Consider the following 25599-nt stretch of genomic DNA (forward strand, 5'->3'; position numbering starts at 1 on the left):
TTACATGATTAAACTGATTTGGATTAATATTAGCTTTTTGTGAGAGTGCTACAATCTCTTCTTTTGTAATTGAATCTTTAGTATTTATAGATGCTATATTTGTATATTTTCCATCTTCTGTTTTTGGAATTTCTAAAATCCCTTTATTTACAAGATCAACTACAGCCTTATGCTCTGAAGAATGTGTATCTACACCAGTAATTTTCCAATTATGCATAACTTTTGGCGTATATACACCGTTCTTTACCTCTTTTAAATATGTAATAGCAAGGTTACGAATGGTTCCACCTGTTTCTCCGAATGCATTCTCTTGTTTAGATGACCAAGTTTGTTCAAATTTACGTCCCTCTAAAGCTCCCCCTTTTGCCTGAAGAGCCTCCATTCTATACGCATTCATTCCTAGCGTCATAACATCGCTCATTTTGATTGGTTTATTTGTACGAATAGAGCGTAAATTTGTAATTCTACTACCATATGGTTTTGTTAAGTCAATTTCGTATTTTACGCCTCCAAAGAAATCGTTCGTACTGTATTTAGACGCACGACGGTTTTTATCAAAGCTAACTGTTACATCTCCGGCACGAGATGAGTTAAAATATCCTGCTGCCCATTCCATATAGTCTTTTAAATCTTTTCCAGTTATCTTATATACTGTAATTTCTCCCAAAGCATATTGATAATTATAAGCAATATCTTTCTTCTTTATAGGACCTATATCCAAACGGGCATAATCATTATCAATTTGATGGGCTACTACATCCGCCTTACTGTAATGGAGCATGACTTCATGAAAGAAATCTGATAAAGGTGTCTCTTGAATCTGCACACTTGGAATATCCTTTATTTCATTTTGAGGAACAAGGTTTCTACCCTTTAATCGGGCGACTACAACATTTGCATCTCCTCTCGCATACTCATGAAAAGGTGTTAATGTTTCTTCAAGTGTAGAATCAGATAATACTGTAGTTCCATCAGCATTTTTTACAGGTATAGCGGTAGCTGTTTTATCTTTTAAAACAAGCTTCCCATCTTGCTTTGTAAAAGTAAGGTCAATACGTGAAATATGCGTTCCGTATTTATCTGGTTCTGTAATAATTACGCCATTTACAACTTCTTTTTTTACAAGTTTATGCATATGAGCCGCAAAAATAGCGCTTAGTTCCGGACAAGCATTCGCAATATCTTGAACACCAGTACCTGGGATTCCATTCTCATTTTCTAGTCCCATATGCATAACCCCTACCATTACATCTACTTTATCTTCTAATTCTTTAATAGCCTTTTTTGTCTCTTCTACTGGATTTTTCACTACTAAACCATCCAAATGATCTGTCCCTTTTTCAAAATCACTAATCATTGGTGTATTCATACCAATAATCCCGACTTTAATTCCACCTTTTTCAACAATCGTATATGCAGGAAGAAAACGCTCTCCATTTTCCTTATAAATATTTCCTGCTAACGTCTTTCCCTTGTATTGCTCACTAACTTTTTTCAATGTATCTAATCCAAAGTTGAATTCATGATTTCCAAATGCCCAGGCGTCATATCCCATTGTATTCATTGCTACCATCATTGGCGATTGTGGCTTATCGTTGAATAATTCTACTGAGTTTCCTTGAATTGTATCCCCGGCATCTACTAATATGGTATTTGGATTTTCTTGACGTACCTTCTTTATAACCGTATAAAGCTGCGTCAAACTTCCACTCATATTTGCTCCATCAAGCGCATAATCCCAAGGCATAAATCTACCATGAATATCTGCAGTACCTAACAATGTAATATTAACATTAGATTCCTCAGCCTTAGAAATAGCTGGTTTGACTGTTACTGCTGTTACAAGAAGCATAAGAATAATAAAATTGCATACATAGTTCTTCCATTTCATTTTTTGCATAATAACAATATTTCTCCCCTTTTTGTACTGTCATAAAGTTGCTTGAACTTTAAAAATGTAACTTATTATTCAGAGAAATTCAACTACAAAAGATAATTTTGTAGTTGGTTTTGCTGTGAAAATATAGAGAATAAAATGCATATATCCCCTAACAGAATAGTATTTTATCATTTTCTAATAAAATACTTCTTCCTCCAACGTGTGAAGGGCGCTAAACCAACGGTAGATGTATATGTACTTTCAAGATTTTGGACATGCAACTCATTTTCGGATTTTATTTCTAATTTTTTCCTTCTATATGAAAATACTGAGATCACTTCCAAAAATAATAACCCCGCTCTTCATTTAAGACGGGGTTACACTTATACAGCAAATCGGATTCAGATTTTTTTCAAATGTTCGTTTCCTCTTCAGGAGTAAAATCTGCTAGTTTCGTATTTTTTTTCTGCTTATTGGTTGCTTTCAACTAAATTCATCATAATTTTAATCAGGACTTGTATTTTATCACTCGAACCCTTGATGCTATCCCAAATCGCTCAATAAATAGATAATGATTTTTACTTTTCAACTCCACAAAGCAATTTTATCTCTTTAATTTGTTCTATATGACGCTGTTCATGCAAATAGATCAGTTCTATCCACTGATCAAGAAGTAATTCTCCAAGAGCTGGATGCGTCACTGATTTTTTCGCTAATATAGATTCATCTTCTATTGTACTCAGGAAACGCATCAATTCTTTTCTAGAGTCGTTTAACAAATCAACCATTTGCTGCACTTCAAATGGTTCTATACTTGGTTCAATCATTTCTGGGGCTATAAATTTTATCGATCTATCTAATAAAATAGTGTGAATTTCTTTACGCTCATTTAAGATACTATCCATCTTTTTTAATCCCGATGAAATAACTGTTATAACTCTCTCATCTAATAAAACTAAGTGATGACAAACTTGTGCTATACTCCATTTATCCTTATCTGGTTTCCTATTAAATTGAGCATCACTTAACAAAGTAATTTCCTCAAATAATTGATTTCTAGTTTCATAAAACGTGTCATTTACAAATGTATTCATGTGAATTCTCCTTTCGCTAGAACCTACATACTTAAATTCCTACGCTAGAAATATTCTCTATGGAAAAAAGATTTTCCTTCACTATTATTCCAATCCAATCTTTTCTTTCTTTAGTAGGTTCTCTAATTCATGCTGAAATGTATGAGTTCTCTCAACATCCTTGAAGATTTCCTTGAGGTTATTATGCGCTACAGCTACATCATAATACTTTCAACGGAATCCTTTCAATATAACTACATAAAACGTTCCTAATTATCAATCTAGCATTAAATATATGTAAAAAATCAACCTATTCATTCATTTTTAATGCTTATGTATGTACATTTGTTAATTTATTAGTTATATTATGGGTATTGAATGATTACGAAAAGTTAATAAATCGCTTGTATAACACCTTATATTTTTATATCCGTGAAAACTACAAAATGTATAAAATTCCATTTGTCAAATGAATTTAATGCGGAAGGAGGTTTGTGGTTACTTCATCGGGATATAATAATCAGTTTTGAACTGATAAAAATATAGGAGGCGACATAATGTTTCGTACGATTTCAAATTTCATGAGAGTAGCTGAGATAAGAAACAAAATTCTTTTTACACTAGCGATGCTAATTGTTTTTCGAATTGGCACGTTTATTCCAGTTCCTCATACTAACGCAGAGGTATTAAAAGTACAAGATCAAGCCAACGTTTTAGGCATGCTGAACGTATTTGGCGGAGGAGCACTGCAACACTTCTCAATCTTTGCTGTAGGTATCACACCATATATTACAGCTTCTATCATTGTACAATTACTACAAATGGACGTTGTACCTAAATTTACAGAATGGGCAAAGCAAGGAGAAATGGGCCGTAAGAAATCAGCTCAATTTACTCGCTACTTTACAATCATTCTCGCATTCATACAATCCATTGGGATGTCTTATGGTTTTAATAATATAGCAGGTGGACAATTAATTACAGATCAAAGCTGGACTACATACTTATTTATTGCGACAGTTTTAACTGCTGGTACTGCATTTTTACTTTGGTTAGGTGAACAAATTACCGCTAATGGCGTTGGTAATGGAATCTCAATGATTATCTTCGCAGGACTTGTTGCGGCGATTCCGAATGTCGCTAATCAAATTTATTTGCAACAATTCCAAAACGCAGGCGATCAGTTATTTATGCACATAATAAAAATGGTTTTAATTGGACTCGTAATTTTAGCGATAGTTGTTGGTGTTATTTACATTCAACAAGCTGTTCGAAAAATACCGATTCAATATGCAAAAGCTGTTTCAGGAAACAATCAATATCAAGGAGCAAAAAATACTCATTTACCTCTTAAAGTAAATAGTGCAGGTGTAATTCCTGTTATCTTTGCTTCAGCCTTTTTAATGACGCCGCGTACAATTGCGCAGCTCTTCCCTGATTCAAGCGTATCTAAATGGATAATTGCGAATCTTGATTTTGCACATCCATTTGGAATGACACTATATGTGGGTCTTATCGTTGCCTTCACATATTTCTACGCGTTTATTCAAGTAAATCCTGAACAAATGGCTGAGAATTTGAAAAAGCAAAACGGATATGTCCCGGGTATTCGCCCAGGTAAATCTACAGAACAGTATGTAACAAAAATTTTATACCGTTTAACATTTATCGGTGCGATTTTCTTAGGAGCAATTTCAATATTACCACTTGTATTTACAAAAATCGCTACATTACCACCATCTGCTCAAATCGGTGGTACAAGTTTACTAATCATCGTAGGTGTTGCATTAGAAACGATGAAGACGTTAGAAAGTCAACTTGTGAAGCGTCATTATAAAGGTTTTATAAAAAAAGTGAATTAATTACAAAAACACACTAGGATATAAAGACCTAGTGTGTTTTTTATTCTATAAAAATAAAACCCTCATTTTCTCGCTTCATATTTTTATCTTTATTTTAATTACCATAAAAGTAGCTCCTTTCTCTCACCTTCAATATATCCCTCGGTGGTTATAAAAAGTCTCAGCATGAATTTATCTATAATTAAATAGTCTGGTACAAAATCTTTTAATGTTATTACTTGCTTTCTAACAATTCTTTTGTCACCTTTTATTCCAAAAACTTTAGCTTCTAAATAATCAATTTCACCTAAAAATAAATCTATCCTTTGATATATAGGGATTCCAACCAATTCTTTAACTTCTGGTTATATTGTGTAAGTTGTCTATTACTATCGTATAAAAAGAGATATTGAAATTCATTAACAATGTAGTTTGTAGACACAGGTATCATATTTTTCTTTCAAAAAAAACAGAGTGCCGCTCAACTAGCTCTCTGTTTTAAACTAATTATATTATTGCGTATGTAAAATACCTTGCAAAACAACTTCTAATCCCCAGCGGAATCGTTCTTCTCCACCAGATAACATATTTTCTTTTAGACTTACAATCATTGGATACCTTGCTGTATCTAAAGCCTCATACGAAGCACGAATTGGGTCAAGAGTGGTACCTTTTTCTTTGCGAGCTGTTTGTTCATATGCGACCGAAGCAGCATATAACAGTAAAATATCTACTCCCCATGCTGATGCTCTTGCATTAACTCCACCTTCATGTAATTGACACAAAATCTGTTCAGTAAGGGCTAAAGAATTTGGCCCAATTGGAATTGTCATTAAAGCTAATTCTGCCATTCCAGAAGAGTCGAATAAAATTCGAAAATATGAATGTACAAGTGTAAATAGTTCTTTTTTCCATGGTTCATTTTTCTCATCTGTTATTTCAATTTTCCCTAGACCATAATCTAATACATACGCTCTTAATTCATCAGCATTTTTTACGTATACATATAAAGAAGACGGACCTGTATCTAATACTTTTGCAATTTTACGCATACTAAGGCCAGAAATACCTTCAGACTCTAATAGGTCATAAGCAGTCTTAACAATGATTTCCTTACTTAACGGTTCTTTTGCTGGTCGTGAACGACGACTAGTAATTGTATTCGTTTGCTCTTCCATAGTTCTCCTTTAGTAAATATATTTTTATTGTTGCTCATGAAGTTGATTCATAAGATTATACATTTTCATAGTAGCATCCTCCGAGAAACAAATCTCAAGATTATCATTTGACACTTCAGCGGATTGAGAAGAATAATCGTACATTTTTTCTTCGTAATTTTCAATTGCCTCGTTCAAATTATCATGTTTTACAATAGATAATGCAAGTTCTGCCGCATCACGCATCGCTAGATTCACACCTTCTCCAGCAAATGGAGACATTAAATGTGCAGCATCACCAATTAAAGTAACACCAGGCTTACTTTTCCAAGTTAGTCCAACAGGTAACATATAAATTCGTCTAGGAAAAATCGCACCATCTGCACATCTAATATAATTTTTAAGTGTTTCATCCCAGTCTTCGAAATATTGTAGAAGTTGATGTTTTGCTTCTTCTAAATTTTTAAATGGAATTCCACAATTATCAAGCCATTTTTTATCTGTTCTAAAACTTAAATACACGCGAATACTGTCATCTCCATTTAATTGCGCAAGAATTCCTTTATGCTCCGCAAGTGCAAATACTTTGCCACGTCGATTAAATTTCGCCATCTGAGGGTGATTCTTCGTTACATTTTTCAAATTCAATTCTACCATGCTAATACCAGTATATTGCGGTATAGAATTTGTGACAAGTGGACGAATTCGAGAGAAGGCACCATCTGCTGCTACCACTAAATCAACAGTGTCTACATGTCCATTTTCAAAATGAAGTTCATGTATACCATTTTCTACAGGAATGGCTTTTGTTAAGTTATAGCCCCAATGTATACATTGCGGATCAACAGAATTTAAAAGTAACTCACGTAAAGTGCCTCGATCAATTTCTGGACGATCTCCGCAATTAGGATCCGCTACTTCATCTAAATATATTTTCCCGTTCTTATCACATAAACGAAAATCTTCTCCCTCATATCTAGCAAGTTCATTAAATTGTTCTAACAATCCTGCTTCTTTAAGCGCCTCTTGTCCGGAATCATGATGAATATCTAATGAACCTCCTTGTTGCCGAATCCATGGTGATGTTTCTCTTTCATATACGACACATTTTAAACCATGTTTCTGTAATATACGAGCTAATGTTAAACCTCCTGGTCCAGCACCTATAATTGCAATACGTTTTTCTCCTTTATTTTTTCTTTCCATCATTTATCACACCTTATATTTTATTGAATTACTTGTTTTATTTATAACATAACGTACACTGTTCGTAAAGTACGTCGTTCGTTAATTACTAAGCAAATTATGTTAAACTTAATGTGTAAAAATAAAAAGCATGTTACAAGTCAGTAGTAACATGCTTTTTAAGTTGATAAAGTAATAAACTTTTATTAACTTAATAGTCCAATGATTCCATTTGTATTATTTACATTTCTTTCTTCAATAACTTCCCTTGCTTAAAATAAACGCCCAGCGTAGAACGATTTGCTAAAAATACACCAATCAAGATTAAACAAGCACCAATTCCCATTGCAGGATTTAATGGTTCTCCTAATACAAAATAACCTACAATAACAGCAATTAACGGAGATACATACAACCAAGTCGATGGAAATACTGGATTTGTTTTTGATAAAAGCCAGTAATATAAACCGTGTCCACCGATAGATCCTACAAATATAAGATATAAAATTGGCCATTGTACATTCCAAGATGTTAATACAGCTAAATTCGGCTGTTCCATTACAACAGATACAATTAATAGCAAAACTCCTCCATAAAACATTTGAATGCCGTTAATGAGAAATGGTGATACGTTAGGTAAATCTGAAAGTATCTCTTTAGAACGAATCGAACCTATTCCATAAAACAACTCTCCTACTAATATAACAAGGCATGCAATACTCCATATGAAAGTAAGTTCTTGATGCATGCCAGGTAAAGATATAAACAAAACTCCTGTAAGTGCTATAACTAAAGCAACAAGTTGTTCTTTTTGCAGTTTTGTTTTGTTTCGCCTTGATTGTAATAGCAAAATCATCATTGGGGCTGTTGCAGATAGAACTGCAGCTAATCCAGAAGAAATATATTGTTCAGCCCAGTAAAGGGTCGCGAATGTCATAAATGTTAAACAAAAACCAGCATATATAATACGTTTCGATAATAAGTAAGGCATAATATCCTTTCGCTTTAATTTAAAAATAATAATGAGAATAAGGCCCGCCAAAAAGAAACGAATTCCAGCTGAAAATAATGGTGGTGCCCCCGCTTCTATTCCAATTTTTATCGTTAAAAATGTCGTTCCAAAAATAATACATACTAAAATATAATTTAAAATGACCATTTTCCTTCCTCCTTTTTACTCTTGAAATGAGTATAGAGGATATGGTGTATAACAGTGTATCCACGCATATAACAGTTGAATAAAAATATAGTTGATTGTCAGACTGTTTTTCGCTTTAATTAAATTAAAAAGAAAAACAGGTGATTCTATGAAGATAGTACTACGTAAAGAATCCAACATACCATATTACCAACAAATATATATGCAAATTGTTGAGAGAATTCAAAGCGGGATGCTTTCACATGGCGATTACCTCCCTTCTTTACGTTCTATGGCCGATGATTTGCAAATTAGTTTATTAACTGTTCGTAAAGCTTATAAACAGTTAGAAACGAAAGGTTATATACGAATTGAACAAGGAAAAGGTGCCTATATACATAAACGTGTGAATAAAGATTTCAAACCAATTCCATATCAATGGCAACAAACGAAATCCATTAATGTTATGCGTTCTCAATATGTGATGAACCAACACCGTAAATATTTCGATTTTTCACAGGCGGTCCTTTATCCGCGTTTATTACCAAATCCGTTTCTTTCAGATGAAATGCACAAATTACTTAATAAAGATCAAATGATACTAGCAACTTACGGACCTGTTCAAGGCGATAAAGAACTTAGAGTGGAAATAACAAACTACTTAAAAGAACACCAACAATTAGTTACAGATCCATCTCAATTATTAATTACAAGTGGTGCCCAGCAAGGAATCGATTTAATCGCCCAAACATTATTAAAGCCTGGAGACATAGTGTTAGTAGAAAGTCCGTGTTATGGAGCGGCGCTTGATGTATTTGTTAATAAAGGAGTTCAAATTATCCCTGTTAGTCTTGATAACAATGGCATTCGCTCAGATTTAATCGATGATATTTGTCAAAGAAAGAATCCTGTTTTGTTATATGTGAATCCTACTTTTCAGAATCCAACGGGCACAGTAATGAGTAAAGAAAGAAGAATGGAACTTGTAGAACTAGCAGAGCTATATAACTTCTTCATTATTGAGGATGATTCTTTCGGAGAAATTTATTTTGAGGATTTTAAAATTCCCCCTCCAATAAAAAGCTTTGATACAAATGGTCATGTTATATATTTAAAAGGATTTAGTAAAACGTTAGCACCAGGTCTTCGCATCGCGGCACTTGCAGCTGAAGGACATATCTTTGAATGGTTATACGCTGTGAAGGCTTCGATGGATATTGGTAGCCCTTTATTAACGCAGAAAGCACTACTTCCTTTTTTACGAGCGGAACGAATGAAAAATCATTTAGAAAAATTACGTACAGCTTTACAAATTAGACGCGATTTAACAATTGATATATTATCTCCATTAAAAGAATTAGAATTTGAAATACCTAATGGAGGATTTAACTTATGGATTACACTCCCTCAGTTAATCGATCCTTTTACATTATTACAAAAAGCGAATGAAGTAGATGTTTCTTTTTTACCCGGCACAGCTTGTTTGTTAAGCCATGAAACTCAATATAATCATTTACGAATTAGTTATTCAATGTTAAATGATAAAGATATGTTGATTGGATTAGAAAGATTACATGATACCATTGCTAAGTTTAAATCAATGATTTAAACTCCAAAACAACAACTAACCTATTATTCACACAATAAAAAACCAACACTTTAAAATTTTATTAAAAGTCAAGATATAAGCTGAACCTATTATTAATAGTGAATTCTTATCTAATGTCATACATTAGATTTATAAAAATTAAAAGGATAGAAGAGCTTGAATAAATTCGCCCTATCTATCCTCTTTTTAAACACAAATGACTAATCATAGCGGACTTCGCTGTCACCAGAACCCGTATTGCTCTATTGCTATGCTCAAACTTTTTATTACTACTTGTTCAATAAGAGGTGTTTTCTTCCTGCATAAAATTTATTTTATAGGGAATTCATTATACTTATTAAAACAACAACATGATATAGACAAAACCAAAGAATAAACATAATGGACTATAGAACCAAGTGTCATATCTAGCAAACTGCGAATGTTTAATTTTTTTGAAAAATCAAACAAACTTAAAATCACCAATTGCCCTAACAATGAAAACTAAAGCCCAGACAATACTTCCGATTTTAGATAAACTATTTGCTTTGAACCCCTGCAAATAACCTACTTGAACAACAATAATGACACTAGCTAATAGAATAAGAATGGCTACGAATAATGTTCCCCATATTCTCGGAGTAAAAGCAGGCTTATGTTCTCCCTCTTTTACTGGGATAACAGCAGCAGAACCCCATCGACCTCCAAAAGCCCAATAAATATGCAAAAAACTGATAAACCACAGAAGCCCCACAGCTACTACTATTAATAGTAATTTCATTTATTCGCCCCCAATTTCGTAACTTCAAAGATAACATACACTACCGTATGTTATAGTGAAAGTATTGTCCCTTCAGGTTTTATAACCATATTAGGGACATTTATTATCGAATAATCAATTATGCCTCAGCATAATTGCGTCCGGAGGCTTTACTTTTTTCAGTGGATGTTTGGACACCCGCTGAAAGAAGTTAAAAGCTCAACCATTTTATCAATATCAAAATTAAGATTTGCTTCAAACCTTGTCATCCACCCTACATACGTTAAATAGGCAAGTCTCGCTCGATCAACTGATTCAGTTTCGTCTATGCCCATTTTTTCATACAATTTTGCAACACAAGAAATTCTTTGTTCTTCTATATCTACTAAACGTGCTGCCACAACAGGATCATATTTAGCCCAAGCATAAATACCATTCTCAATTTTTTTATCTCGATTAAAACTAATCTGTAATAGCTGTTCTAAAGAGGCATCCTGTTGCTCCATACTTTGAACAATCAGCTTTGTTGCATGTACTTCCCAAAAGTCGAGCATAGAATCTAAAAGCTCTTGATGGTCACGAAAATAGTGATAGAAGCTTCCTTTGCTTATTTTTAGCAATCGAGCAAGTGCTTCAATGCGAACTTTATGTATACCTTCATTAGCTAATTGTTGTAATCCTACTTTTATCCAGTCTTCTCTCGTTAATTGCATATTATCTCCCCAATAAAATACGGTAGCGTATGTTTTACGTTAGATTACTACTATTCTCATTTTTTGTCAATTATTCATTCTGTTTATTTTTATGAACTTTAACGTTGTTGTTAATCGTAATATTGATCGTCATCACCCTCGATAAATTAGATAACACGAAAGTCCCTTCAGGATTACTGAAGGGACTTTTACACGTTTGCGAAAAGTGCCTTTATGTACAAGAAGCGCTTTTCAGTCTAAAACTATTTTTTCAGATTACATTGCTCTAGAAGCTTTTCTAGCATTTCCAAAGTAACTGGTTGTGCCTTGGTAGTTAGTTGATACCCAATCCGTCCATTCGTTTCTACAGTTGCTTGTTGTAAATTCTTGATTTCATGTATGCCTTTTTCTCTCAGATGCATAAATAATTGTTGTTCTGACATTTTTGCGCGTAATAAATTCTTTTTTAAGATTTCTCCGTTTTCTATAACAATAATGCTATTTCCATTTAGAAACTTTTCTACTTTTCGTGATTTCAATTCAAAAAAATGAATAATAAGTAAAACACCCGCAAAAATAAACGCAGCAAAAATAGATGGGCCTACTTTCCTACTTAATATAGGTTCTACAATAATACGTCCTATAGAAACCACAATAATAATTTCAGCTCTCGTCATTTGGCTAACAGATTTACTACCTGTCAATTTTAAAACAATAATTCCAGTGAGGATTAAAATAATGCTTTCAAAAAGTATATTCATTACAGCCCAATCCTTTAATAGTGAATGTTACTAGTATTCCCATTAAAGGATTTTTATGACATTTTAAAGTATCCATTCTCTTTACGTGCCTTATTCTTTGAAGCACCTCTCTCCCAGCTAGTACTGGTAAAGCATCAACTTTCTTCATTGCTTCTACTTGTGATTCGTTACGAATCATTGCGTACACAGTATGACCTTCTTTTATTGGCATTGGTATTAAAGAACATGCTGTTGCACCTGCTACAAAAATTTTCATATGTGTTCCTTCTTATTTTGAATATCATAATTGAGAAAAGACATATATAAGGTATGTGACAAATATTTGGCTAGTTTTTCATTATTCATATGAAACGTATACTTTTAAAGGATTAATTATCCCTTGACTCAGTTCCTCAAAACATTGTATGAGTGCAGTATAATGTATTTCATGTTGAAAAATTTCTTCTATAAATGGTGTTTGTTCTATTTTTCTAAAAAACCAATCTGCATGTTTTTGATAATCGTATCCGTCACTTGACCCAATGATTTGCAATTCTTTCCGATAAAAGTCGGCGGTTAATGTTAGTTCTACTTTATTACCATCAGAAAGTATACATATTACACCATTACTGTTAAGTGCTTTTTGCAATGTACGGAATCCGCTATTTGTAGCTGAACATTCGAAACCGTAACTATATGTTTCTATTATTTTCTCTTCTGAATCATATATGTTTTTTACACCAAATTTCTTTGCAAATTCTCTCCTATTTCTATTAGGTTCAACAATATCCACATGATCAACACCTACATAATATTTTAAGAAATAACATGTGAGTAAACCCATAACCCCCATGCCAGTTATTAGTACTTTTTTATCCTGTAGTGGGTTTAATTTTAATACTCCTTTAGCAGCATCACATGAAAGAATGGATAATAAGGCAACTTTAGGCTTTATATAACTAGGTACTCGAGTTACTTTATGTCCCTTAACTATTCCTATCGTTTGATGTCCATAAAAAGAAACTACTTTATCGCCTACGCTTAAATTTGTTACTTTACTACCAACTTGAATAACTTCACCATAACTTTCATATCCAGTTTCTCTCGGATATAAAGGATTAACATCTGAAATATCCGATTCTTTATACTGTGGTAACTCTGCCCCAATACTTATTGCACCTGCGATTGTTTTAACGATAATTTCATCATCCTGTATGGGCCTAATTTCACCCGTTTCCCACTTTAACTGTTTAGATCCTTCTAAAACTAATTTATATTGTTCCATTGAAATCCTCTCACTTTATAAAAATATATTCACACTAAACTTTAAGCTATAATAATCAATATGAAAGATTCATCCAAAATTAAAGCTATAATGTTGGCTAGCAACCAATAGTGATAACATGATAATTGAATTTGATGGATATGGAATTAATGAGTATGTTATTGGTCATAACTGTTCTATCAGTAAGTTAAAAAATGTATTTTAACGTAAAAAATGAAGAGTTATCTAATGAGGAGCTTATAAATTTATTTTGTGTACGTTATCATTTTGAAAACATTCCAAAGTCATTACAAGAAGACATTAAGACCGATGTCGTCATTGACTTAGATACGGACTATATTTATATCCCTAATAGATAACAATAACCCAGTAAACTAAAATGGTTTAATGTAACTTACGATTCAGACAAGAATTTAATAAAATAAGTAATTGCCCAAATAGAAGTCGCGAATTGAGTGACAAAATACATTGTCCATTCGAAAGAAGTCAGTTTTCTCTCTCGTTTAATCTTCTTTAAGTATCTGTAAAATATTAATGTACTCAAAAACATAAGTAATAAAGAGAATTGTTGTAAATCATCGACTATACGTACCGCCATAGACTCCATCACCCTCCTATACAAAATATAGACTATACTTTAAGGATATCATTTTTTTGGTAATGATTCCCTATATATTTAATGAAGTTAAAAAATGTTTTATGCGATATATGTGTACAGATAATAAAGTTGTTTAATTTTGTTCTTAGAAATACATTAATCGCCTACTCATAAATTTGATGGGCGATTATTATTTTTGTTTAATAATTGCTTTATTTCAATCACGACATTAATAATAGGTTTTGGTCTAAATGATTCTTGCAAGGAATCTCCTAATCTTGGACTTACTGATTTGGAAAAATAAAATTATTAAGATCGTCTCAATTACCATTATTTTGGAGAACAATGTGCTATTATATATTCGTAATCAATGAAATAATAAGAAAGAAGGGGTAGTTGTGGAAACAAAGATTATAGAAACAGAGAAGAAAATTGATTCAAAATCCCTTTTGGCTTTGGGATTATTAATTATTTCCGGGATTGTATATCAACTTTTCGCAGTGTTAGGAGATAATATACCTGAAGTATTGAGGATGATTTTTGAAGCTTTATGGAATCTTGTATTATGTGGAATTATAGGATACTATTTTTTAGGAAAAATATCATTAGAGCAATTTAAACATTTTAATTTCAAGACATTACTTTGGGGTTTGCCTTTAACAATTATCGTAGGTATGGCTTCCAACTTAATATTCAGTTACATTTTTGAACCTGCAACTAAAAATTCCGTTGCTGAAGTAATAAGTATTTCTATGATTTTATTCCGTGTACCCTTTATGTTAATGGGTGAAGAGTTGATTTGCACTAATATAATTATCGCATTACAAAAATTAGGATTAAAATTTGGCACGGCATCATTAATATGTAGTTTGTTGTTCGCTTTGTGGCATATTCCAGCTTATGGTTTTGTGCCAATGCAGTTATTAATAACTATAATCCCAATTAGATTAGCACTAAATTATATATGGAAAAATTCAAAAAGTATTTGGGTAAGTTGGATTTGTCACTTTATTTTTGACTGTATTTCATTTGTACCAATGCTTTTTAAATAACCATTTTATTTTTAAAAGGACTTTATTATTTGCGTATTGTATAAAGAACAAGAGCACTCAGCTATTGAGTGCTCTAAAAACATTAATTTTGATTCAAAACATTCTCCTCAAAATATTTCCCCCAATCTGGGCGTCTTCCATCCATATCTGTAAATCCATACTCTCTTCCTAATTCCCATGAACTTAACGCTCGTCCCGTTTTTTCATGAACATTTGGATCACTTGCTAAAGCTGCTACTGCTCTTCCAACAAAGAAAGGAGTTTCTGATGCGATAAAATGAGGGTCTTGTTTAGCTCCTTCTCGCCAATTCTCCTCTGTTACACCAAATATATCTAACATCGCTTCTGAACGAAGGAATCCTGGACTAACTGCGACAGCTGTAATATTGTGTTGTTCTAAATCTTTCGCCATAGCTTCTGCTAAATGAATTGTTGAGACTTTTGCTAAACTATAGTACAAATTACCTCGATATTGATAATCGACTCCATCTGTAATTTCAATAACAAGTCCCATTTTATTTTTCACCATTAATGGTACACCGTAATGGCTTGTCATTATATGAGAATGAACAGCTCTTTGTTGCATAAGTAGTCCGTTATGTAGGTTGTGTTCCCAGAAAGGTTTCTCCCATTCTGTTAAAGGATCGCCGCCCCAAACATCGTTTACTAAAATATCAAGCTGTCCATTTTGTTCGTCTTGAATCTTTGTAAATAATGCTTTAATATCTTCTTCTACCGTATGATCAACACGAACTGCGATTCCTTTTCCGCCTTGCTTTGTAACAAGCTCTGCCGTTTCTTCAATCGTTTCAGTTCTTCCCATACAGGATAAATTCCCTTTTGTACTTCTTCCTGTTACATATACAGTTGCACCGGCTTCACCAAGCATCATCGCAATACCTCTTCCGGCGCCTCGTGTTGCTCCGGCCACAACTGCTACTTTACCTTGTAATGGTTTCATGTGATTCTCCTTACTCTTTATAATCAAGTATAATTATTTTCGGTACCCCGTTCTGATTTTAAGAAGGGGTTAAAATAATATTAATTAAATTTGATTAGCATTGCACCCTATGCCTCGTTGTGCAGCAGCGAAGTTCATGCTTTTTTGTTCGAAATCAGCACATTTAAATAGTGCTGATTGTACATAACGCCTAATATGTTTCCGAAGGGATCAACTACGGAAGCCGTGATGAATCCCACGCCGCGCTCTGTAGGTGCCTCATATTCTTTTGCTCCCATAGACAGTAGCTTATTGAAAGTTGCTGTTACATCATCAACATGCCAGTACACTATAGAGCCAGATGGGCCGGTCACTGAATCAGCTGGCGCATAACGGCTATCGATTAAACCTAGCTCGTGTTGGTAGTCGCCAATGCGAAATTCGGCATATCCTGGACGTTCAAAGTATGGTTCACTTCCTAATAGGTCAGCGTACCATTTCTTTGCGGCTGCTAGATTATCTGTCCAAAAACTAACTGTGGTTAGCCCTCGTAATGTCTGTGTATTGCTCATAATCGATCTCCTCCATAATGTTGAGTAATATTTCCACATACTAAAACGAAATAACACCTTCTGAATTACCTTTAATTCACATATAAATAACCCATTCTCTTATCCATATTCAAGAAAATACCCTTTTAATGGCAGATCATGAACGTAACGATTTTTTTGTAATTAAACAATAATATTGTGAATCAATAAGAGCAATACATACAAACAAGGCTATTCTATTCAAAACACGCCCCCTCATAATTTTTATTCTTTTTTAAACTGAAAATCCACACGGTTCGTTCGTTTTATTTCCCCAATTACTTTGCCAATCCCTTCTTCAATCTTTTCTTCTTTTACATTAGATACATTTAACTTTAACAATCTCTCTTTATGAAAGTTACTTAAATAATTTTTATCAATAGAATCTATGCTTATTTGACTCTTGCTTAAATTTTTAATAAATGTGTCCGTGACTATATTTTTTTTCAACTGTAAACAAGTGTGTATTCCAATTGGATCTACTGTTCTAGAAGTAAACAAATGTGGATTTTCATTTTGAACACCTTCTACTACTGCCGCTAGTTTTTTTGACCTATTGTAGTAAGATGCTTTTATTTTATGTTTATGCCGATCAAACATTCCGCTCTTTATGTAAATTTCTAAAGCAGCTTGCGAAATCATAGGACTATCGATATCTAAAATCTTTTTATACTTATAAAAGGCATCTGCAATGGATTGCGGGATGACTGCAACACCGACTCGCAAACCAGGAAAGATGATCTTCGAATAACTTTTTAAATATATAACATGATTACAATTATCTTGGCTGTAAAACGGATCTACTTTTGAATCAGTTTCTAAATCTGCTAAATAGTCGTCTTCTACTATAAATACATTATATTTCTTCGCAAGTTTAACAATCTTTTCTCTCTCTTTTTTAGAATACGAAGTTCCAAGTGGATGATGAAATCTTGGAGTTGTATAAAAGAATTTAATTTTTTCTGTGCTGAATATCCGCTCTAGTTCATTTAAATCTATCCCCTCATGCGTACGCTTAATTCCGATTACAGGAATGTTATTTGTTTCTACATATTCAATATATAAATGGTAACTTGGCTGTTCAATTAGAATCATATTATGTTCATTCGGAAATGGTATTGAAGTTAATATAGCAAGTGCTTGCTGCACACCTGACGTTATAAATATATTATCTTCCTTTGTGAAAACTTGATAGTTTGCTAACTGTTTTTGCACAACCGAAATTAAAGATGGTAACCCTTTCGGTGTTCCGTATATAAACAAATCATTCTTATAGGTATCAATCGCTTTATTAATGCAATGCTGAAAATCTAAGTATGGAAAAACATCTGGATCTGGGGCCGAAGAAGCGAAATCAATAATCTCGTTACTTTCTATGTAACTTCCAGATTTCTTAACAACGTAGTATCCACTTTGAGGTACAGAATAAATAATATGACGCTTTTCCAATTCATGCAGCGCTCGTATTACAGTCGCCTTATTACATTCATATTGTGTAACAAGCGACCGTATAGACGGTAATTTCTTTCCTTCTTTTATCTCACCATTTTGAATCATACTTTCTAAGTCGTTCAAAACATGTAAATATTTATACATCATTACACCTCCTATTTTTTTGTACCGGTACAGTTTGTATTTGTTCACATTGTAGCACTAGATCAGAAGGATTACTATGTACGTATACTGGCCAGTAAGAAATCAACTACTATGAGGTGGAATTATGACAAATACAACAAAAGCATATATATCAGCATTACTCTATTCATTTATTATTGGGTTTTCATTTATGTTTGTGAAACTAGCACTAACCATTACGAGTCCTCTTGATACTCTGGCTCACCGTTTTACAGTTGCCTTCATAGCAGCAACCATTCCGGTTATTTTCGGTTTTGTAAAGTTAAATATATCATTTAAAAACATACTTACACTTTTACCACTCGCAATATTTTATCCAGCATTGTTCTTTGCTTTCCAAGCATTTGGCTTAGTATATACAAGTTCATCTGAAGCTGGAATTATACAAGCAGCGATCCCTATATTTACGATGATACTAGCTTCCTATTTTTTAAAAGAATATACGAATACATGGCAAAAAACATCAGTATGTATTTCTGTCATAGGTGTCATTTATATATTTGTTATGAATGGTATAGGGGCTCATGAAACGAGCTTTATCGGTGTTATTCTCATTTTATTATCGGCATTATCATCTGCTTGCTACAATGTATTAGCTCGAAAAATGACAAAGAAATTCAAGCTGATGGATTTAACATACACAATGACAGCAATCGGTTTTATTAGTTTTAATTTCATCGCAATCATTGACCATATGAACAAAGGTACAATAACTGTATACTTTAAGCCATTTACGAATGGAACATTCCTTATCTCCATTTTATATTTAGGATTACTATCTTCCTTACTGACAGCATTATTATTAAACTATTCATTATCTTATATTGAAGCAGCCAAAATAAGTGTTTTTAGCAACTTATCTACACTTATTACCATTATCGTAGGCGTTGTATTCTTACACGAGCAAATTGCCTACTATCATATTGTCGGTACACTTATGATTGTTCTTGGAGTAATAGGCACAAATTTTCTAGAAAAAAAAGGAATCATAGCGAAAAAGAAGAATACCTCCTTGAGTAAATAAAAAGTGAGGGGTAAATAATGCAGAACTCTAATACGATCGATATCCGTAATATACATGAGCTAGAGAACGAATTATCTACTTTATTAAGTAAACCCATTTCTTCAGGAGAAGATTTAGAAAATTGGCTGAAAATACAGTCGAAATTAATATGGGAAATCGAAGAACAATTGAGATCACACTATATTGACTTTCAATGTAATACAGATAACAAAGAAATAAAAGATACGTTTGAATATGATCAACAATATGTAAGGCCTCTTTTGAAACGTTATCAAAATTCCTTTGATAATAAATATTTAGAGTCACCATTTCGAATGCAACTTGATCCAAAAACTTATAGCTTACTAGATAAAAAAATAAAAAATGCGCAAACATTATTTTGTGAAAAGAACATTGATTTAGAAGTAAAAGAAGACAAATTAGTAACCGAGTACTTCGAAATTACAGGCAGTTTGACTGCACTATGGGATGGCGAAGAAAAAACAATTACTGAACTACAGTCTTACTTACAAAATCCGAATCGTGATATACGAAAAAAAGCAAAAACGCTCATTTCCGAAAAATTTTTATCTGTTGAAAATAATTTACAACATATTTTAAATGAATTAATTGCAATCCGTCACCAAAAGGCAAAAAACATTCAATTAGATAATTATCGTGATTATATGTTTAAAAAACATGAACGTTTTGATTATACGGCTGATGATTGCTATGAACTTGCAGAATCCGTTCGTAAATACGTTGTGCCACTTATTGATAATATATTTAATGAGAAAAAAGCTGAACTTCAAGTAGATACACTTCGTCCGTGGGATCTAAAAGCAGCCGCACCAAATCAAAAAGTATTAAAACCCATTGAAGATGAGAGTGATTTAATCGAAAAAAGTTCTCATATTTTACAAAAACTAGATCCAGAATTTTCTGCATTATTGAGCCGTATGCATAAAAATGATTGCTTAGATTTAGAAAGTCGTAAAGGAAAAGCACCTGGAGGATTTTGCGAACACTTACCTGCTTCTCAATTATCTTTTATTTTTATGAATCTCAATCATACACATTATGATGTTACTACTTTCCTCCATGAAATGGGCCATAGTATTCATAATGAATGTATGAAGCAGCTAAAGCTACAAAAATATTTAGAAATCCCTTCAGAATCAGCTGAGCTAGCCAGCATGACAATGGAATTGTTTTCGATGGAGTATTGGGATACATTTTATGAGAATACAGAAGAATTTATAAAAGCAAAATTAGATTTCTTTAAAGATATTGTTAAGTATTTACCACAAATGCTTATCGTTGATCAATTCCAACATTGGATGTATGAAAATCCAAATCATACTGCTAAAGAAAGAAATGAAAAATATTTAGAATTACATAACACTTACCAATCGAATGTGGTAAATATTGAAGGTTATGAAAACTGGATAGCAACTGGCTGGTTACCTGTACTACACATATTCGAAATACCATTCTATTATATCGAATATGCAATCGCGCAACTTGGTGCATTGCAAATGTATAAACAATACAAAGAGAATCCTAAACAAACACTACAAAATTACAAAAAAGCATTATCTCTAGGTAGCTCTGAATCCTTACCAGAGGTATATGAAGCAGCTGGAATTCGTTTTGATTTTTCTAGTGAGACAATAAAAGAATTAATGGCATTTGTAGAAGAGGAATTAAATTTACTTGAATAAATATAAGTAAAAAAGATGCACCTATACTTTTAGGTGCATCTTTTTTACTGTATTCTCTTCTAATTATTTTCAATTTTCATCTCGCTTTATTAATAAGCTCTATATATTGTAGGTCCCCATATCCTATTGTTGGGAAAAGATTAAACAACCTTTTTAGTAACTCTTGTGTTGGTAAATCTTTATTTTTGGAGATATACTTTACTACTACATTATTTTCTTTTAGCATCTCTAAATATAAATCTATCGCCTGATACATTACAGGTAGTATCTCATGAGATGGCTTTTTATGATTTACTAGAACTTCATTGTAAACAGAAAAATAGTTCCCTAATTCAAGTTCAATTTGACTTACTTTAAATTCATCCTCTCTGAAGCTATTTAAGTATACTTTTCCCTTATAATCAGACTGTTCAAGGTAAGAAAGTACGGTAAGTAGATTCATTTGGCAAAACATATCCTCACCAAACCATAAAACGATACATTTATACTCTTTCTTAAAAAGATTCTCTAAAGGATGAATAACCTTTTTCATATAATTTTCTACAGTACCATGGTGTCCTTCTGCCCTTGTTTTAATAAACTCATCATCAAAAATCTGTGCAGTAGTCGCATTTACACACATAGCTTCATTAAATGGAGCGTAATCAGACTCCCCCATTAGTCTTTCACTTTTAAATTCTTCATACATAAATTGACCATTTAATATATTTAGTACATCTTTATCAAACAGCTCACTCTTCGCATTCCGTAACTGATTAACTTCAATTTTTCTAGAAAAATTCATTCTATCCCACTCCTTGCCATCATTGATTGAGAGTTTAATAAATGATTGAACCGGTATTTTGTTAAGTTGGAATTTTCCTGGGGTTATACCAAAAACAGTTTTAAATGCTCTACTATAAGCCTCTTGCGAAGAGTAATCGTAATCAAATGCGATATCAATTATCTTTCTATCATTCGTCAAATCTTCCGTTGATAAATACAATCTTCTAAGAAGAATATATCGTCTAATACTTATCCCTGTTACTTGATGAAATTTAAACGAACAGAAGTAAGGAGAATACCCCATATAATCAGATAATTTATCTAATGAAAACTCCTTTTTTAAATTGCCCTCAATCCATTCAATCATTAGCTGTATATGTTCATTCATTTATATCCCTCCTCACTAAATATTATAAGAAGTATCCACTTCTTTCTTTTGATATTTCTTGTGGTTTATAACATTAACCACCCTCTAGAACCTTTAAATATCATATGTAATTACTCATTTCATATTTTTTCAGCTATCTTATTTTTCCATACATTTACTTAACTTTCTAATAAAGTGAAACTTTAATCAGTGGGAAGTTTGTTCCTCCCCACTGATTATTATCCCATACTAATCGGACTTTTACGGGATAAATCTTTTTTAAAGGATTCTACCAAATAAAACACGAAATTTGTAAGTTAAGGAACTAGTAGTTTTGTAAGTGGAAAATTTATGTTTGGAAAGGAAGTCAAAATGAATAATATAGAAAAAGAGATACTTAAACTAATTAATAAACTATATCCATTGGATTTTATTGAAATGAAACCAATAACAAATGAAATGTATCAATGTCTCACAGCACAAGGTACTTACTTCGTTAGAATTACAAACTATAAAACATATGAAGAGCAATTAGAAGAAGTTACATATACGAACTTTTTATATCAAAAGGGCTTAGGAGTCCCTCCCATAATACCTTCTTTAAAGGGGAATTTAGTAGAGAAAATAACATTAGACAAAGAAGTTTTTGCTGTATTATATAAAGCTGCTCCTGGTATACATTTACCAAGAAACGAATGGAATTCTAATGTATTTAAAAAGCTTGGTCAACAAATTGGTAAATTACATCGTGCATCTAAAAATTTTGAAAGTATTGAACCAGTAAAACATATAAACGACTGGTATGAAAATGAAGAGTATAATTTTCTTAACTATATCCCAAAAGAAGAGACTACTATAAGAGAAATTGCATCTGACGTTTTAACTTCTATAAAGGATCTGCCAAAGTCCACTTCAAATTACGGCTTAATTCATGGAGATTTATGGTTAGAAAACATATTAGTGGACAATGATTTAAATTTAACAATGATTGATTTTCAAGACTGTGAAAAACATTTTTACATATTCGATTTAGCTGTTCCAGTCTATAGTGCGATAGAATATTCTTTCGTTGGGAATGGCAACATAGTCGACTATGAGAATTCTATTACAAAAGCAATAATCGACGGATACCAGGAGGAAAATGATCTACCTAAAGAAATGATAGAGCAGCTTCCATTGTTTATTAAATTAAAGGAGATATTCGAATATAGTTTAATGCATATGTATTGGAATAAAGAAGAGTTAACTGAGGAACAAGTACGGATAATGAACCTTTATAGAATAAAGATTGAAAAAAGCCATTCTTTAAACACAGTTGGTTTCCTATGAAGTACACCCAATTGTTACATTCAGTTTAACAATTGGGTGTACTTTTCTATAGATAAGTTTTCTTCAAAAGACAAAATACAAGGAGCGAAACGATATTTAATCGTACAGTGGCACCTATTTTTCAATCCATTCAACGGATTTATCTAGCTTAATACCATCCTCGATATTACTTTCTTCCAAAGTATTTGCCCTAGCTTGAATACAAATAAAATAGAGAGGTTCACTTGAATTGTTACGCCAAATTCTTTCCCCCTTTTGTGCCACCCTTATGACAGTACCCTCTTTGATTTCAAGGATTTCATCATCAATCTTGAATTCTCCTTGTCCTTTGACGAAGATATACAGCTCTTCATTTTCTCTATGCTTATGATAAAAGGGCATCGAAATGCCTGGAGGGAAAACATTTAGTGAAACTTCCATCCCTGTACATTGTAAGTCTTCTTTAAGAAATACCTTTCCAGGAGCTTTAAATGGATTTCCATTTTTATATTGAAGCAGATTCTCCCACTTTCCTACTTGAACAGCACTAAAATTTTTACCTTCCATTGTTGAATTAACAAATTGACTCATTTATATTCTCCTCTCATATTTATTTTCCATAATTTCACTTTTCATTCTCTAATAAATGAATAAATCCTCTCACAAAAAGAAACCGAATAGTCTCTTTTTTACGGTAAAAAAACGGCTCAATTAGCCATAATATGTTATTAAGAAGTTTATTAGTAAAGATTGTTTTTTACATATTTATTTATCTCTACATTTATTTTATTTAGAATTTCTAAAAAACGAAGAAATCCAATTTTTATTAATTAATATTTATTTAAAATTGTAAATTAAGGCCTCAGCCGCTTCCATCACAATCTCACTTAAAGTTAGTTGAGCATGTGGTGTTAATGCAATATCTTCAACTGTCATGCCTGATTCAATTGCTAAACCCATTTCGGCAATTATTTCTGATGCACCATTACCCACGATTTGAGCACCTACTAATACACCATCTTCTTTACGCACCAATAGCCTCAAGAACCCTTTACCTTCATTTGATACAAGTGCACGACCGTTTGCTGAAAATCGGGATTGAATCACTTTTACTTCCATGCCTTCTGCCTTTGCTCGCTCTTCAGTATAACCAACTGTAGCTAATTCAGGATTTGTGAAACAAACTGCTGGAATTGCCAAGTAATCAACAAATGATAGTTCACCAGAGATAGCTTCAGCAGCTACTTTTCCTTCGTAAAATGCTTTATGTGCAAGCTGTGGACCAGCAATGATATCTCCTATAGCAAAAATGTTCGGAAGGTTAGTACGACATTGTTGATCAACTTTTAATAAACTGCGGTCAGAAAACTCAATACCGATTTTTTCAAAACCCATATTTTCAGTATTAGGACGACGGCCAACCGTTACTAATACGTAATCAGCGTCAACTTTCTTTTTTTCACCACCAATTTCGTAGGTAACAATTACACCATTTTCAACTTCTTCAACACCTTTAGCGGATGCATCTACTATTACTGTAACACCTTTGTTTATAAGGTCTTCTTTCACAATTTGAGTCATTTGTTTATCGAAGCCAGTTAAAATATCTTTACCTCCTTCAATAATTGTTACTATAGAACCGAGGGAAGCGTAAGCAGAGCCCAATTCAGTACCAATGTAACCACCACCGATTACAACCAATTTACTTGGAACTTCAGTTAAACTAAGTGCACCTGTAGAGTTAATCACACGTTTTGTAAATTTAAATGCTGGAATTTCAACTGGGCGTGATCCAGTAGCTATAATTGCATTTTTAAATGTATATGTTTGAGCTGCATCTTTATTGGTTACTCGTATAGTATTAGCATCCATGAAATAAGCTTCACCTTTTATCACTTCTACTTTATTGCTTTTTAATAACCCTTCTACACCACCTACTAATTTCTTTACAACGTTGTTTTTAAATTCTTGTACTTTTGCAAAATCAACATTTACACCAGAAGAAAAAATACCCATATTTTCTGAATGCTTTGTTTCCTCAAAACGATGACCTACAGAAATAAGTGCCTTAGATGGAATGCAGCCGACGTTAGCACATACGCCACCAAGATTCTCTCTTTCTATAATTGCCACTTGTTTCCCTAATTGTGAAGCTCTTATTGCAGCAACATATCCTCCAGGTCCAGAGCCAATTACGATTGTTTCTATTTCTCTCATATCCTTTTTCACACTCCTCCAAAAATTAGAAACAGGTAGGCCGAAATTGTTCATACTCTACA

23 protein-coding genes and 2 pseudogenes are annotated in these 25599 nt (G+C 32.8%); 7 read left to right on the forward strand and 18 right to left on the reverse strand.

What is annotated here, in order from left to right:
• Both NSS74_RS11005 and NSS74_RS11010 read right to left on the reverse strand, forming a co-directional pair.
• Positions 1-1900: bifunctional metallophosphatase/5'-nucleotidase (locus NSS74_RS11005; protein ID WP_340813596.1), on the reverse strand; the 1900-nt coding region annotated here is incomplete at its 3' end.
• A 557-nt stretch (positions 1901-2457) separates the two neighbouring features.
• Entirely contained in the window at positions 2458-2973 is a 516-nt protein-coding gene (locus NSS74_RS11010) for a DinB family protein (RefSeq protein WP_003189443.1), read from the reverse strand.
• 536 nt (positions 2974-3509) lie between these two features.
• On the opposite strand from NSS74_RS11010, the gene secY reads away from it, so the two are divergent.
• Positions 3510-4814, forward strand: a complete 1305-nt coding sequence (gene secY / locus NSS74_RS11015; RefSeq protein ID WP_002069884.1) for a preprotein translocase subunit SecY — start codon at positions 3510-3512, stop codon at positions 4812-4814.
• Positions 4815-4912: 98 nt separating this feature from the next.
• Here the strand turns inward: secY and NSS74_RS11020 are convergent, their stop codons facing one another.
• From NSS74_RS11020 to NSS74_RS11035, 4 genes are all read right to left on the reverse strand, one after another.
• Positions 4913-5143 (reverse strand): hypothetical protein, encoded by a 231-nt coding sequence (locus tag NSS74_RS11020; protein WP_016101932.1) that lies wholly within the window; start codon positions 5141-5143, stop codon positions 4913-4915.
• A gap of 162 nt (positions 5144-5305) precedes the next feature.
• Positions 5306-5971 carry a TetR/AcrR family transcriptional regulator gene (locus NSS74_RS11025; RefSeq protein WP_016127036.1) on the reverse strand — a complete coding sequence of 222 codons (666 nt, stop codon included), beginning with the start codon at positions 5969-5971 and terminating at the stop codon, positions 5306-5308.
• Positions 5972-5995: 24 nt separating this feature from the next.
• The gene (locus tag NSS74_RS11030; RefSeq protein WP_016101933.1) at positions 5996-7159 is read right to left on the reverse strand and encodes an FAD-dependent oxidoreductase; all 1164 of its coding nucleotides are present in this window, start codon (positions 7157-7159) and stop codon (positions 5996-5998) included.
• Positions 7160-7376: 217 nt separating this feature from the next.
• On the reverse strand, positions 7377-8294 hold the full coding sequence (locus NSS74_RS11035; protein WP_016101934.1) for a DMT family transporter: 918 nt from the start codon (positions 8292-8294) through the stop codon (positions 7377-7379).
• 148 nt (positions 8295-8442) lie between these two features.
• Between NSS74_RS11035 and pdxR the strand changes: the two genes are divergently transcribed.
• Positions 8443-9882, forward strand: a complete 1440-nt coding sequence (gene pdxR, locus NSS74_RS11040; RefSeq protein WP_061690180.1) for a MocR-like pyridoxine biosynthesis transcription factor PdxR — start codon at positions 8443-8445, stop codon at positions 9880-9882.
• Positions 9883-10219: 337 nt separating this feature from the next.
• Here pdxR and NSS74_RS11045 read toward each other — a convergent pair.
• The 5 genes and pseudogenes from NSS74_RS11045 to NSS74_RS11065 form a co-directional block, all read right to left on the reverse strand.
• Positions 10220-10642: pseudogene (locus NSS74_RS11045) on the reverse strand (DUF3995 domain-containing protein).
• Between the two features lie 158 nt (positions 10643-10800).
• Positions 10801-11334, reverse strand: coding sequence for a TetR/AcrR family transcriptional regulator (locus tag NSS74_RS11050; protein ID WP_061690182.1), 534 nt, complete (start codon positions 11332-11334; stop codon positions 10801-10803).
• 242 nt (positions 11335-11576) lie between these two features.
• Positions 11577-12074, reverse strand: a complete 498-nt coding sequence (locus NSS74_RS11055; RefSeq protein WP_002085380.1) for a DUF421 domain-containing protein — start codon at positions 12072-12074, stop codon at positions 11577-11579.
• Positions 12058-12330, reverse strand: a complete 273-nt coding sequence (locus NSS74_RS11060; RefSeq protein WP_149190548.1) for a hypothetical protein — start codon at positions 12328-12330, stop codon at positions 12058-12060. The genes NSS74_RS11055 and NSS74_RS11060 overlap by 17 nt, the downstream gene beginning before the upstream one ends.
• An 81-nt stretch (positions 12331-12411) precedes the next feature.
• Positions 12412-13338, reverse strand: coding sequence for a zinc-binding dehydrogenase (locus NSS74_RS11065; protein ID WP_149190547.1), 927 nt, complete (start codon positions 13336-13338; stop codon positions 12412-12414).
• Positions 13339-13456: 118 nt separating this feature from the next.
• On the opposite strand from NSS74_RS11065, the pseudogene NSS74_RS11070 reads away from it, so the two are divergent.
• Positions 13457-13697 (forward strand): annotated as a pseudogene (locus tag NSS74_RS11070) (hypothetical protein).
• Between the two features lie 35 nt (positions 13698-13732).
• Here NSS74_RS11070 and NSS74_RS11075 read toward each other — a convergent pair.
• Positions 13733-13936 carry a hypothetical protein gene (locus NSS74_RS11075; RefSeq protein ID WP_000290880.1) on the reverse strand — a complete coding sequence of 68 codons (204 nt, stop codon included), beginning with the start codon at positions 13934-13936 and terminating at the stop codon, positions 13733-13735.
• Between the two features lie 398 nt (positions 13937-14334).
• Here NSS74_RS11075 and NSS74_RS11080 point away from each other — a divergent pair, with 398 nt between their 5' ends.
• Positions 14335-14988 (forward strand): CPBP family intramembrane glutamic endopeptidase, encoded by a 654-nt coding sequence (locus NSS74_RS11080; protein ID WP_033729412.1) that lies wholly within the window; start codon positions 14335-14337, stop codon positions 14986-14988.
• Between the two features lie 82 nt (positions 14989-15070).
• Here NSS74_RS11080 and NSS74_RS11085 read toward each other — a convergent pair whose 3' ends face one another.
• From NSS74_RS11085 to NSS74_RS11095, 3 genes are all read right to left on the reverse strand, one after another.
• Entirely contained in the window at positions 15071-15949 is an 879-nt protein-coding gene (locus NSS74_RS11085) for an SDR family oxidoreductase (protein ID WP_002032284.1), read from the reverse strand.
• A gap of 134 nt (positions 15950-16083) precedes the next feature.
• Complete coding sequence (locus tag NSS74_RS11090; RefSeq protein WP_061690184.1) at positions 16084-16500, reverse strand: VOC family protein; 417 nt, start codon at positions 16498-16500, stop codon at positions 16084-16086.
• A 243-nt stretch (positions 16501-16743) separates the two neighbouring features.
• Complete coding sequence (locus tag NSS74_RS11095; protein ID WP_149190546.1) at positions 16744-18114, reverse strand: aminotransferase-like domain-containing protein; 1371 nt, start codon at positions 18112-18114, stop codon at positions 16744-16746.
• 124 nt (positions 18115-18238) lie between these two features.
• On the opposite strand from NSS74_RS11095, the gene NSS74_RS11100 reads away from it, so the two are divergent.
• Positions 18239-19177 carry a DMT family transporter gene (locus tag NSS74_RS11100; protein WP_061690186.1) on the forward strand — a complete coding sequence of 313 codons (939 nt, stop codon included), beginning with the start codon at positions 18239-18241 and terminating at the stop codon, positions 19175-19177.
• Positions 19178-19194: 17 nt separating this feature from the next.
• Positions 19195-20880, forward strand: coding sequence for a M3 family oligoendopeptidase (locus NSS74_RS11105; protein WP_149190545.1), 1686 nt, complete (start codon positions 19195-19197; stop codon positions 20878-20880).
• 76 nt (positions 20881-20956) lie between these two features.
• Here NSS74_RS11105 and NSS74_RS11110 read toward each other — a convergent pair whose 3' ends face one another.
• A complete protein-coding gene (locus NSS74_RS11110) occupies positions 20957-22033 on the reverse strand; it encodes a helix-turn-helix domain-containing protein (protein ID WP_131246239.1) in 1077 nt (358 codons plus the stop codon).
• A gap of 330 nt (positions 22034-22363) precedes the next feature.
• Here NSS74_RS11110 and NSS74_RS11115 point away from each other — a divergent pair, with 330 nt between their 5' ends.
• Positions 22364-23341 (forward strand): phosphotransferase enzyme family protein, encoded by a 978-nt coding sequence (locus tag NSS74_RS11115; RefSeq protein ID WP_061690189.1) that lies wholly within the window; start codon positions 22364-22366, stop codon positions 23339-23341.
• A 114-nt stretch (positions 23342-23455) separates the two neighbouring features.
• Here the strand turns inward: NSS74_RS11115 and NSS74_RS11120 are convergent, their stop codons facing one another.
• Positions 23456-23911 (reverse strand): cupin domain-containing protein, encoded by a 456-nt coding sequence (locus tag NSS74_RS11120; protein ID WP_061690190.1) that lies wholly within the window; start codon positions 23909-23911, stop codon positions 23456-23458.
• Positions 23912-24157: 246 nt separating this feature from the next.
• The gene (lpdA, locus tag NSS74_RS11125; RefSeq protein ID WP_061690191.1) at positions 24158-25537 is read right to left on the reverse strand and encodes a dihydrolipoyl dehydrogenase; all 1380 of its coding nucleotides are present in this window, start codon (positions 25535-25537) and stop codon (positions 24158-24160) included.
• Positions 25538-25599: the final 62 nt, after the last annotated feature.

This window comes from Bacillus sp. FSL E2-8868 (assembly GCF_038005505.1).
GTDB classification, from domain to species: Bacteria; Bacillota; Bacilli; order Bacillales; family Bacillaceae_G; genus Bacillus_A; species Bacillus_A mycoides.

What these genes read in the sequence shown, in the direction of transcription:
- NSS74_RS11120 (WP_061690190.1), bottom strand. Translation starts at nt 23,911, where the DNA reads ATGAGTCAATTTGTTAATTCAACAATGGAAGGTAAAAATTTTAGTGCT.
- NSS74_RS11115 (WP_061690189.1), top strand. Translation starts at nt 22,364, where the DNA reads ATGTTTGGAAAGGAAGTCAAAATGAATAATATAGAAAAAGAGATACTT.
- NSS74_RS11030 (WP_016101933.1), bottom strand. Translation starts at nt 7,159, where the DNA reads ATGATGGAAAGAAAAAATAAAGGAGAAAAACGTATTGCAATTATAGGT.
- NSS74_RS11050 (WP_061690182.1), bottom strand. Translation starts at nt 11,334, where the DNA reads ATGCAATTAACGAGAGAAGACTGGATAAAAGTAGGATTACAACAATTA.
- NSS74_RS11110 (WP_131246239.1), bottom strand. Translation starts at nt 22,033, where the DNA reads ATGAATGAACATATACAGCTAATGATTGAATGGATTGAGGGCAATTTA.
- secY (WP_002069884.1), top strand. Translation starts at nt 3,510, where the DNA reads ATGTTTCGTACGATTTCAAATTTCATGAGAGTAGCTGAGATAAGAAAC.
- NSS74_RS11105 (WP_149190545.1), top strand. Translation starts at nt 19,195, where the DNA reads ATGCAGAACTCTAATACGATCGATATCCGTAATATACATGAGCTAGAG.
- NSS74_RS11025 (WP_016127036.1), bottom strand. Translation starts at nt 5,971, where the DNA reads ATGGAAGAGCAAACGAATACAATTACTAGTCGTCGTTCACGACCAGCA.
- NSS74_RS11075 (WP_000290880.1), bottom strand. Translation starts at nt 13,936, where the DNA reads ATGGCGGTACGTATAGTCGATGATTTACAACAATTCTCTTTATTACTT.
- NSS74_RS11085 (WP_002032284.1), bottom strand. Translation starts at nt 15,949, where the DNA reads ATGAAACCATTACAAGGTAAAGTAGCAGTTGTGGCCGGAGCAACACGA.
- NSS74_RS11090 (WP_061690184.1), bottom strand. Translation starts at nt 16,500, where the DNA reads ATGAGCAATACACAGACATTACGAGGGCTAACCACAGTTAGTTTTTGG.
- NSS74_RS11065 (WP_149190547.1), bottom strand. Translation starts at nt 13,338, where the DNA reads ATGGAACAATATAAATTAGTTTTAGAAGGATCTAAACAGTTAAAGTGG.
- pdxR (WP_061690180.1), top strand. Translation starts at nt 8,443, where the DNA reads ATGAAGATAGTACTACGTAAAGAATCCAACATACCATATTACCAACAA.
- NSS74_RS11100 (WP_061690186.1), top strand. Translation starts at nt 18,239, where the DNA reads ATGACAAATACAACAAAAGCATATATATCAGCATTACTCTATTCATTT.
- NSS74_RS11035 (WP_016101934.1), bottom strand. Translation starts at nt 8,294, where the DNA reads ATGGTCATTTTAAATTATATTTTAGTATGTATTATTTTTGGAACGACA.
- lpdA (WP_061690191.1), bottom strand. Translation starts at nt 25,537, where the DNA reads ATGAGAGAAATAGAAACAATCGTAATTGGCTCTGGACCTGGAGGATAT.
- NSS74_RS11095 (WP_149190546.1), bottom strand. Translation starts at nt 18,114, where the DNA reads ATGTATAAATATTTACATGTTTTGAACGACTTAGAAAGTATGATTCAA.
- NSS74_RS11010 (WP_003189443.1), bottom strand. Translation starts at nt 2,973, where the DNA reads ATGAATACATTTGTAAATGACACGTTTTATGAAACTAGAAATCAATTA.
- NSS74_RS11055 (WP_002085380.1), bottom strand. Translation starts at nt 12,074, where the DNA reads ATGAATATACTTTTTGAAAGCATTATTTTAATCCTCACTGGAATTATT.
- NSS74_RS11060 (WP_149190548.1), bottom strand. Translation starts at nt 12,330, where the DNA reads ATGAAAATTTTTGTAGCAGGTGCAACAGCATGTTCTTTAATACCAATG.